Raw genomic sequence first — 9,001 nt, 5'->3', positions numbered from 1 at the left:
CCTGAATGAACGCGGCGCCTGTGAGTTTTTCGCGAGCAAGAACTAGGCGTCCCCCTCGCTCCTACAAAAAAGCCTTAGCTGACGGGCATCAGGCTTCAGTCGGTGATAAAGCGCACGCCTGGCTTGGCGCGTTCATCCACCACCAGCTCGAAAACATCCGGCCGGGCGTAATGCCCCACCACATCGTAGTCATACCGCGCGCGCACTAAATCGTCAGTGTCGATCTGCGCGGTCAGCAGCCCCGCCTCCCCCAGCAACGGCCCAGCCAGGATGTCGCCCATGGGGCCGATAATCACGCTGCCACCTGCGATCAACGGGCGCTCTGAAGGCCAGTTGGCAACCTCGATGCCCAGCGCCTGAGGCGAAGCCTGCACCTGGCACGCACTGACCACAAAGCAACGCCCTTCGTGCGCCACATGACGCATGCTCACCTGCCACATCTCACGCTCGTCCACCGTCGGCGCGCACCACACTTGCACGCCCTTGGCGTACATCGCCGTACGCAGCAGCGGCATCATGTTTTCCCAGCACACCGCGCCACCGACCCGCCCTACCGCCGTGTCGATCACCGGCAAGGTGGAGCCATCGCCCTTGCCCCAGATCAAACGTTCGGTGCCAGTGGGCATCAGCTTGCGGTGCTTGGCCACCAGACCGCCAGACGGTTCGAAATACAGCACGGTGCAATACAGGGTGCTGCCACTGCGCTCGATCACACCCAGGACCAGGCTCGCGCCGGTACGGGCCGACAACCCCGCCAGCGCCTCGGTCTCGGTGCCCGGCACATCGATGGCATTGGCGAAATAACGCGCAAAGGCTTCGCGCCCCTCGGGCAGGCGATAACCCAGTTGCGTGCCGAAACCTTCACCTTTGGGGTAACCGCCCAGGAGCGCCTCCGGCATCACCACCAGTTGCGCGCCGCTGCGCAGGATTTCGTCTTCATAAGCCAGGATTTGCGCGAGGGTCTCGGCCTTGCCGCCCGGCAAGGCACCGATTTGCAATGCAGCCACAATAGAAACAGGCATCACGATCATTCCAAGTAGTGGGGGGTTGCCCATTCTCGGGCCAGGCTCGATCATGAATAAAGCCCACTTCAGTGCTAAATGATATGAGCCAAATGAATATCGCCCAGGTCGACCTGAACCTGCTGAAAACCTTCGAAGCCCTGCACGATGAGTCCAGCGCCAGCCGCGCGGCGTTGCGCCTGGGTGTGACGCAATCGGCCATCAGCGCGGGGTTGCGCCGCTTGCGCGAACTGTATGGTGATCAGTTGTTCGTGCGTACCGGCCGGGGCCTGGCGCCGACCTTGCGCGCCAATCAACTCAAGCCGGTGATCAGTGAGGCACTGGACCGCTGCCGACAAAGCCTGGCGATGACCCATCCGGATAACCCGAACTATCAAGGGCGATCGATCGTGGTGGGGCTGTCCGACGACTTCGAGATCGCCTATGGCCGTCGGCTGATGGACGTCATCGCACAGCGTCTGCCGAAACTCAGGGTGATCTTCCGTCAGACCCACAGCCAGATCGTCGCCGGTGCCCTGCTCGATCGCACCCTGGACCTGGCGATCACCGCCGGCGGGTTTGCCGAACGCAGGCTGAGCCGGCTAGTACTGGGGGAAGGTGATTATCGCTGCCTGGTGGACGCCCACAGCCTGGCGCCGGGCCAGCACGGCATCAGCCTGGCGGAGTTCGTGGCGCGTGAGCACATCCTGGTGTCGTCGGGCGGGTTTATCGGGATCACCGATGAGGGGCTGGCGGCACAGGGGTTGAGCCGCCAGGTGTGCGCCTCGACCAGCCATTTTGCCGCACTGCCATTCCTGCTCAAGGGCAGCCAGGCAGTGGCAACCATTCCCGGGCATGCGGCCGAGGCCATCGCCGGCCTCACCGGGCTTTGCGTACTGCCCTGCCCGCTGGCGCTGCCCCGCTACCCGGTGGAACTGGGCTGGCGTACACAGGCCCAGTTAGACCCGCTGCTGCTCAAGGTGCGCGAAGCGATCAGCGCCAGTTTTACTTGGCCGCCATCAGCTTGTTGACTTCACTGCGCACCATGTTCGAGAACTCCGGCGGCGACATGCCGTCAAGTTCCGCGCGTACCCATTCAGCCCACTTGCCCTTGCGCTTGGCACGTTCGCCGAACAACCGGGCGGCTTCGCCCTTGGCCTTGCCCAGGTTACTTTGCCACAGGTCGTAGAGACGGGACTTTTCATCTTCCAGCTCGGCGCGTTCGGCGAGGGTCTTGTTGGCGAGATTGAAGCTCATGTTGAATTACCTGCTGCACAAATAGGTGACATCTTACACTGTAGGTCGAAATTTCCTGATTCAGATTTTGCCCAGAACCCGTGCCTGGCAAAAAAACTGCAACTTTTGCCATCGCCCGGCACTCCATTGTTCACTGTCACATTTACCTGCAAGGAGTCACACAATGGCCCGCAAAACCGCTGCCCAAGCTGTTGAAGATCAAATCAAGGATCAAGCCTTCAGCGAACTCACGGCGCTGATCGAAGAATCGGACAAACTGCTCAAGAGCAGCGCCTCGCTGGTGGGCGAAGAAGGTGAAACCCTGCGCGAGCAGGTCGCCATCAAACTCAAGCAAGCGCTGGACTCGGTGTCCAACGTGCGCGAGCGCAGTAAGCCGGTGGTCGATGCCACCGAGACCTACATCGGTGGCCACCCATGGCAGACCGTGGCTATCTCGGCGGGCTTCGGCCTGGTCGTCGGCCTGTTGCTCGGCCGCCGTAACTGATGCGCCAGGGGCTGCGCCCATGGCGCCGCCCCTTTCAGTCTTCGAGCAGCGCCTGCAACTGCGCCAGGTCCTGCGCTTGCAGTTCAATCCCCTGCTGTTGCGACTTCGCCCGCGTGCGATGACGTCGATCCCCCGGTAAACGCCGCAACCCCACCGCATGCATCTGCCGCACCAGTTCCTGGCTGCGCTCGGCAAAGCTTTGCCCAGCTGTTTTGCTCGGGTCGATGACAATCAGCAATTGCCCGGTCCAGGGGGTACGCGCGCCTGGGTGATCGGCCCAGTTGAACTCGAAGGAGAAGTTGCCCCCGGTCAGGGCGGCGGCCAGCAATTCGACCATCATCGACAACGCCGAGCCCTTGTGCCCGCCGAAGGGCAACAGCGCGCCGCCTTCCAATATGGCCTTGGGGTCCTGGGTCGGCTGACCGAGGCTATCGACGCCCATGCCCGGCGGCAATCGCTCGCCCTTGCGCGCGGCAATCTGTACGTCGCCATGGGCGATAGCACTGGTGGCCAGGTCGAACACGATGGGCAAGCCATCGGCACGGGGGGCGGCAAAGGCGATGGGATTGGTGCCGAACAGTGGCCGATCGGCGCCATGGGGCACCACGCAGGTCATGCTGTTGACCACGCTCAACGCCACCAACCCTTCCTCGGCAAAGGGCTCGACGTCCGGCCACAGTGCCGCGAAGTGATGGGAGTTATGGATGGCCAGCAGCGCAATGCCGGCGCTGCGGGCCTTGTCCACCAGCAGTGCACGGGCCGCTTCAAGGGCCGGCTGGGCGAAGCCGTTGCAGGCGTCCACCCGCACGAAGCCGGAGGCGACATCCGTGACCACGGGCGTGGCTTTGCCATCGACCCAACCGCTGGCCAGCGTGCTCAGGTAGCCGGGAATGCGGAAGATTCCGTGACTGTGCGCGCCGTCGCGCTCGGCGCTGGCGCAATTGCGCGCCAGGATCGAGGCAACCTCAGGCGAGGTGCCGTGCTTCACGAAGATGGCATGCAGCAACCCCACCAGGTCATTGAAACCAATGAACACTGAAGGACTGTCAACTATCGGGGACTGGGCAGACATCTGTAGCTCCGATTTTGTAATTGGAAGAGACAACAAGAATCCAGACCGTTGATTAAACAACGCCCCCTGTGGCTGCTGTCAACGGGCGCTTCAGTTATCTATCGCCATATGCCCTGTGGCGAGCGGGCTTGTTGTGGCGAGCGGGCTTGCCCCGCGTTGGGGCACGAAGCGGCCCCATTACAGGCGATGTGTTTTTAACTGACACACCGCGGTGCCTGGTGTTGGGGCTGCTGCGCAGCCCAACGCGGGACAAGCCCGCTCACCACAACAAGCTCGATCACCACAACAAGCCTGCTCGCCACAACAGCCCCGTCTGCCGGGCGTTAAGGTTGATCAGCCATGGCCGTTCCGGTGCCTCGCAACACAGGGATGGTAGGAGTGACGGACTCATACCCCCAGTTTTCTCGGCTTTCAAACGAGAATAAATTCCAATTGAAGTGCAATTGCCATCATGGCTGTTCTCGCTATCCGGCTGTGGAGGTTAGAATGCGGGAAATCAGGATGAGTTAATGAGCGAAAAGTCCCTTTCAGAAGCCGAATATGACGCCATCACCGACGCCGCCGCGCATTGGTGCATGCGTATGCATGCGAGTGATTGCACGTCGGGCGAACGGCAGGCCTTTCAGCAGTGGCACGACGCTCATCCGCTGCATGCGTTCGAATACGCAGCGATGCTGGAAATCTGGGACGTGGCCGATCATTTGCCACGCAATGAGGCGGCCTCGGCGGGGATGCCGCTCAAACCACGCAGCCGGCTGCGCACCTATGCCGTTGCCGCAGCGATCAGCCTCGCGGCCCTGCCCCTGGTAGCCTTTACCGGCTGGGAAGCGGGTTGGCTGCCCAGCTCCTATGAGCGCTTCGAGGCCACCAACGGCTTACGCCAGGTCACATTGGGCGATGGCAGCCAGGTGGAACTCAACCTCGGCACCGAACTGGTCTACAGCCACTACAAGGACCAGCGCCAGGTCACGCTGAAAAAAGGCGAGGCGTTTTTCAAGGTCAGCCATGACCGCGCCCATCCTTTTATCGTGCGGGCCGGCGAAGGCCAGGTGCGAGTCACCGGCACGCAGTTCAATGTCTGGAAATATGACGACCAGGTACGGGTGATGCTGCTCGAAGGCTCGGTGCAGATTTCCAGCGACAAGGCGCATGGCAGCGTGCCACTGACGCCAGGCATGCAGGCCAGCTACCAGCAGGGCGATGCCACCCCTCGAATCAGTTCGATGAACCCCAACGACTCCGCCCTGGCCTGGCGCCAGGGCAAGCTGGTGCTCGACAACCTGGCCCTGGCCGATGCCCTGCCCCTGATCAATCGCTACCTCAACAAGCCGGTCATGCTGGCGGATGCCAACACCGGGGCAATCCGCATCGGTGGCATCTACAACACCAGTGAAGTCAATAGCCTTATCCCTTCCCTGCCCAAGGTACTGCCGGTCTACCTGACCCAGAACCAGGACGGCAATCCCGTCCTCAACGCCATCCCGCGTAAAGCCCCCAAAGGCTGAACCCTGCGTTTGCACAGGCAGGCTCGCTTGGGCCTGCGGTGTCCATTTTTGAAACACCTCCCGTCCCTGGACCGCCCGTGCTGAGCCATTTCATCGTTTTGTCATGTGCGGTGTTACAGCACTGATACAACCAGGTGAAGCGTTTTTGCTGGGTTCGGGTCAGCGTGCACCTGGGCCATGGTGTTTCAACCATGAAACAACGCAGCCACTACTTTGCCCGCCAACATTCATAAGCTATTGAATAATAAAAAATATTAAAAAGCGGCACGCGTTCTGCTCTATTCCTCACAGCGCTGTTTAGGGTCAGCGCGCAGAAAAAAGGAATGCTGCCGTGGTCACTCACACTTCGGGCTCATTGAGCCTTCTGCTGATCAGCTGCGTACTCGGTGCCAGCGTGAGCGCTCCAGTGCTCGCTGCAGGTGACGGTGTGATCGTGACGGGCCGCGACGTACAAGGCCACATGTACGGTCGACCTTCATTCGGTAAAGACCCCTACCCCACCACTGCCAACGCCAATCCAAGCCGCGAGATCATCAGCGCCACAGGCGAACTCAGCGACATGGACATCGGCAGTATCAGCAGCGGCTCGAGCATTACCCGCGTGGTCCTGCCTGGCGGCAATATCCCTGGCCTCAACAACACCCAAGGCAGTGTATCGACACTCGGCTCCGGGACAGCGGTCAGCCACGGTGCCGGCGCCGCCATAGGCGGTCAGATCAGTGACTCGATCCAGCGTGGCATGGCGCCGCTGAACAACATCGGCAGCATGATGGGGGGCAAATAATGAATCGTTCCCTGCTGATTCTGGCCCTGCTGGGCAGCGCCTCGGCCCTGGCCGACAACACGGCGGTAATCACCAATAGCGGCCAGGCCTATAACGGCAACCTGATGATCAACCAGGCCGCCGGCGACCAACAGCAAACCGCCAACAACCGCGCCGTCGCACTCGGTGGCCAGGCCACCACCCGCAATCTCCAGAACCTGAACGGCAAGGTCGACCCCTCCCTGAATGCCAAGGCGGCAATCGAGGGCACCTCTTTTACCAATGGCAACGGCATGTTGGGCATCAACCAGTCAGCCGGGGCCAATAACCAATTAATCAATGCCGTGCGGATCAGCGTCAACCCTGGCCCGCAAAGCATCGACGACAGCGTCCTGTTGCAACAGAACACGACGACGCTGGCAACCGACTCAGGGCTCACCCCCACCACTGGCAGCCGCCAGGTCGTGACAAGCGACCAGGCCTTCACCGGCAGCCGAGGAGTGATTCAGGTGAACCAGAGTGCTGGGGTGGGGAACCGAGTGGCTAACACCCTGGGCATCACTATCAAGTAAACGCTTGGTAGCACACGTTAGACCGTACCAACACTTAACCAACTAATAGAAGCAAGGAGAAACACCATGAAACCTCAAATGGCTCTGAAACCTCTGGTTTTCGCTCTGGCTGCACTCATGGCTGCTGCTGCTCAAGCAAATGGTGGTGGCTGGCACCCTGCGCCTCAACCAACCGGGGTTGTTGCCTCTGTTGTCACGGATGTACAAAACAGCGCAGGCAACAAGTTCGATGACACCAAAACCGAAAACAATGCCTCTGCCGATAACTCGGTTAATGGCAACAGCGGTAACACCGGGGTTAACGTTCAAGCAGGCAGTGGCAACCAGGCCGACAACTCTGGCGCCATCTCCAGCGCCAAAGGTGACTTTGCAACAGTATTCGCTGTCGTCGATGTCAATCAAAACAGCGGGCTGAACAACTTCGTCAACAAAGGCACCCAGAACAACGCCTCCCTGGACAACTCGGTTAACGGCAACTCCGGCAACCTGGGCTACAACGGCCAGGCCGGCCAAGGTAACCAAGGTAAAAACAACCTGGCAATCACCACTGCAGATGGCAAAAACATCGCAGCGGCCGCCAACACCGAGCAAAACTCGCTCGCCAACAACTACCTCAACGCCGCCGCTACCAGCCACGGGTATGGCTATGGCAGCAAACCTCAGTACGTGTCGAACAACTCCAGCCTCGACAACTCGGTTAACCGCAACTCCGGCAACGTAGGTGTGAACCTGCAATCCGGCGCCGGCAACCAAGGCAGCAACAGCCTGTCGATCGGTCAAGGTTGCACCGTCTGCGCCAGCGGCGTGCGCTTCTGATCCAACGGGGCCTTGGCAACAAGGCCCTTTTTATTCCAGTGTCCGACAGGTCATACGATCATGCGCCTCGCGACCCTTAGCCTCTTGATGTTGCTCACCGGCCCAACCTGGGCGGGCACCATGGCAATCTCCGCCATGCCCGGCGGTGCAGTCATCTACAAGAAGGTCGAGAGTATCCGTGAGCGCCGGTTCGCCAACCTGGTGGAACAGAAAACCGATTTCAGCTGCGGTGCTGCGGCACTCGCCACCATTCTGCGCCAGGGTTACTGGCTGGACGTCGACGAAGACCACGTCATCAAAGGCATGCTGGTCAATGCAGACCAGGACCTGGTACGTACCCAGGGCTTTTCCATGCTGGACATGAAGCGCTACCTCGAAAGCATCGGCATGCGTGCCCGGGGCTACAAGATCGGACCAGAAACCCTGGTGACCGTGAAGATCCCCGTAGTGGTGCTGCTGGAGATTCGTGGCTACAAGCACTTCGTGGTGATGCAGCGCGCGGACAAGGACTGGGTCTATATCGGCGACCCGGTACTGGGCCACAAGCGCTATTCGCGTGACGACTTCCTCAAGGGTTGGAATGGCATCGTCTTCGCCGTGCTGGGTGAAGGTTATGACAAGGCCAACGCCTTGCTCGACCCGCCCACGCCGCTGACCGCCAAGAACAAGTTGAATGAGTTCAGGCCGGTAGGCGATGCCGAGCTGATGGATTTCGGTTTCATCCAGAGCGACTTCTTCTGAAGAAGCGCATAAGGGGCAGGACGCTCCAGGAGCTGAAGATGAACACTTCCCGTTGGCTGACGGTCCTGTGTCTGACAGCCTCAATACCCGCTTATGCTTCATCGGGGTTCCAACCCATCGAACTCAAGGATTCGGAAATGGCCGAACTGCGCGGCCGCTATGTGATGCCGGGGCGAATCATCAGCTTCGGTATTGTCATGAGCAGTACCTGGACCAACGCCGTGGGCGACACCATCACCGGCAAGGCCAGCATGCAGATCGACTCAGCGACCATTACCCCACAATTCTACGTGCAGACCACCGGCTCCACCGGTACCGGCACCAACCAGAACACCGGCACCGGTAATGTCGTCGGCGGCGCGGGCCTGGGCACAGGCACGGGCGTGACCCAAAGCGTACGCACCGCCGGCGACGGCAACACCGCTTACAACAATGTCGGTATCAACGTCACTGAAAACGGCTTTGCACCGTCCAACATCGTCCAGTCCGGGCAAGTGCTGGTAGCCGGCGGCACTGTGACCGGCGACAGCGCGGCAGGCCGTGTGAGTGTCTCGGCCAACAACGGCGGCTTGCAGATGGCGATTCTGGCCAACCATAACCAAGGCAATAGCCTCCAGCAGATCGGCGGCGGCCAAGTGCTGCAAGGCACGGTGTTGACCGGCAATACCAACTTCGTCAACAACATGACCCAACTCAACGTGGTAATGGGCAATAACGGACTGAACAACCCGGCGTTGAACTGCAATCTGGATCAACTCAAAGGCCTGCGCACTCTCGGTTATTGAACTAC

General features: G+C 60.5%; 11 protein-coding genes. 8 read left to right on the top strand and 3 right to left on the bottom strand.

Annotated elements, in window-relative coordinates; translation table 11 throughout:
• Nucleotides 1-95: 95 nt before the first annotated feature.
• Complete coding sequence (locus AC1Q6I_RS29725; protein ID WP_024075821.1) at nt 96-1,022, bottom strand: carbon-nitrogen hydrolase family protein; 927 nt, start codon at nt 1,020-1,022, stop codon at nt 96-98.
• Nucleotides 1,023-1,114: 92 nt separating this feature from the next.
• Between AC1Q6I_RS29725 and AC1Q6I_RS29720 the strand changes: the two genes are divergently transcribed.
• Nucleotides 1,115-2,032: a LysR family transcriptional regulator gene (locus AC1Q6I_RS29720; RefSeq protein ID WP_102624564.1), complete on the top strand. Its 918-nt coding sequence runs from the start codon at nt 1,115-1,117 to the stop codon at nt 2,030-2,032.
• Here AC1Q6I_RS29720 and AC1Q6I_RS29715 read toward each other — a convergent pair.
• A complete protein-coding gene (locus AC1Q6I_RS29715; protein ID WP_024075823.1) occupies nt 2,007-2,258 on the bottom strand; it encodes a hypothetical protein in 252 nt (83 codons plus the stop codon). The two genes, AC1Q6I_RS29720 and AC1Q6I_RS29715, sit on opposite strands and share 26 nt — an antisense overlap.
• A gap of 163 nt (nt 2,259-2,421) precedes the next feature.
• On the opposite strand from AC1Q6I_RS29715, the gene AC1Q6I_RS29710 reads away from it, so the two are divergent.
• On the top strand, nt 2,422-2,742 hold the full coding sequence (locus tag AC1Q6I_RS29710) for an ElaB/YgaM/YqjD family protein (protein ID WP_016979401.1): 321 nt from the start codon (nt 2,422-2,424) through the stop codon (nt 2,740-2,742).
• A 34-nt stretch (nt 2,743-2,776) separates the two neighbouring features.
• Here the strand turns inward: AC1Q6I_RS29710 and AC1Q6I_RS29705 are convergent, their stop codons facing one another.
• Nucleotides 2,777-3,814, bottom strand: a complete 1,038-nt coding sequence (locus AC1Q6I_RS29705) for an Ldh family oxidoreductase (protein ID WP_024075824.1) — start codon at nt 3,812-3,814, stop codon at nt 2,777-2,779.
• Nucleotides 3,815-4,323: 509 nt separating this feature from the next.
• Between AC1Q6I_RS29705 and AC1Q6I_RS29700 the strand changes: the two genes are divergently transcribed.
• From AC1Q6I_RS29700 to fapE, 6 genes are all read left to right on the top strand, one after another.
• The gene (locus tag AC1Q6I_RS29700; RefSeq protein WP_102625361.1) at nt 4,324-5,319 is read left to right on the top strand and encodes a FecR family protein; all 996 of its coding nucleotides are present in this window, start codon (nt 4,324-4,326) and stop codon (nt 5,317-5,319) included.
• 331 nt (nt 5,320-5,650) lie between these two features.
• Nucleotides 5,651-6,103 carry a fibril amyloid chaperone protein FapA gene (gene fapA / locus AC1Q6I_RS29695; protein WP_069075833.1) on the top strand — a complete coding sequence of 151 codons (453 nt, stop codon included), beginning with the start codon at nt 5,651-5,653 and terminating at the stop codon, nt 6,101-6,103.
• Entirely contained in the window at nt 6,103-6,654 is a 552-nt protein-coding gene (gene fapB, locus AC1Q6I_RS29690; RefSeq protein ID WP_069075832.1) for a fibril amyloid subunit FapB, read from the top strand. The genes fapA and fapB overlap by 1 nt, the downstream gene beginning before the upstream one ends.
• A gap of 66 nt (nt 6,655-6,720) precedes the next feature.
• Nucleotides 6,721-7,470 (top strand): amyloid-like fimbrin subunit FapC, encoded by a 750-nt coding sequence (gene fapC, locus AC1Q6I_RS29685; protein WP_069075831.1) that lies wholly within the window; start codon nt 6,721-6,723, stop codon nt 7,468-7,470.
• A 60-nt stretch (nt 7,471-7,530) separates the two neighbouring features.
• A complete protein-coding gene (gene fapD, locus AC1Q6I_RS29680) occupies nt 7,531-8,211 on the top strand; it encodes a fibril amyloid maturation endopeptidase FapD (RefSeq protein ID WP_069075830.1) in 681 nt (226 codons plus the stop codon).
• A 38-nt stretch (nt 8,212-8,249) separates the two neighbouring features.
• Nucleotides 8,250-8,996: a fibril amyloid subunit FapE gene (gene fapE, locus AC1Q6I_RS29675; RefSeq protein WP_069075829.1), complete on the top strand. Its 747-nt coding sequence runs from the start codon at nt 8,250-8,252 to the stop codon at nt 8,994-8,996.
• Nucleotides 8,997-9,001: the final 5 nt, after the last annotated feature.

The sequence above is a fragment of the Pseudomonas sp. MPR-R2A5 genome (assembly GCF_058793055.1).
The sequence above is the reverse complement of the archived record's forward strand: the minus strand, read 5'-3'. Positions and strand labels throughout refer to the sequence as shown.

Coding starts and splice junctions, on each gene's coding strand:
- AC1Q6I_RS29725 (WP_024075821.1), bottom strand. CDS start 1,022: ATGCCTGTTTCTATTGTGGCTGCATTGCAAATCGGTGCCTTGCCGGGC.
- AC1Q6I_RS29720 (WP_102624564.1), top strand. CDS start 1,115: ATGAATATCGCCCAGGTCGACCTGAACCTGCTGAAAACCTTCGAAGCC.
- AC1Q6I_RS29715 (WP_024075823.1), bottom strand. CDS start 2,258: ATGAGCTTCAATCTCGCCAACAAGACCCTCGCCGAACGCGCCGAGCTG.
- AC1Q6I_RS29710 (WP_016979401.1), top strand. CDS start 2,422: ATGGCCCGCAAAACCGCTGCCCAAGCTGTTGAAGATCAAATCAAGGAT.
- AC1Q6I_RS29705 (WP_024075824.1), bottom strand. CDS start 3,814: ATGTCTGCCCAGTCCCCGATAGTTGACAGTCCTTCAGTGTTCATTGGT.
- AC1Q6I_RS29700 (WP_102625361.1), top strand. CDS start 4,324: ATGAGCGAAAAGTCCCTTTCAGAAGCCGAATATGACGCCATCACCGAC.
- fapB (WP_069075832.1), top strand. CDS start 6,103: ATGAATCGTTCCCTGCTGATTCTGGCCCTGCTGGGCAGCGCCTCGGCC.
- fapC (WP_069075831.1), top strand. CDS start 6,721: ATGAAACCTCAAATGGCTCTGAAACCTCTGGTTTTCGCTCTGGCTGCA.
- fapD (WP_069075830.1), top strand. CDS start 7,531: ATGCGCCTCGCGACCCTTAGCCTCTTGATGTTGCTCACCGGCCCAACC.
- fapE (WP_069075829.1), top strand. CDS start 8,250: ATGAACACTTCCCGTTGGCTGACGGTCCTGTGTCTGACAGCCTCAATA.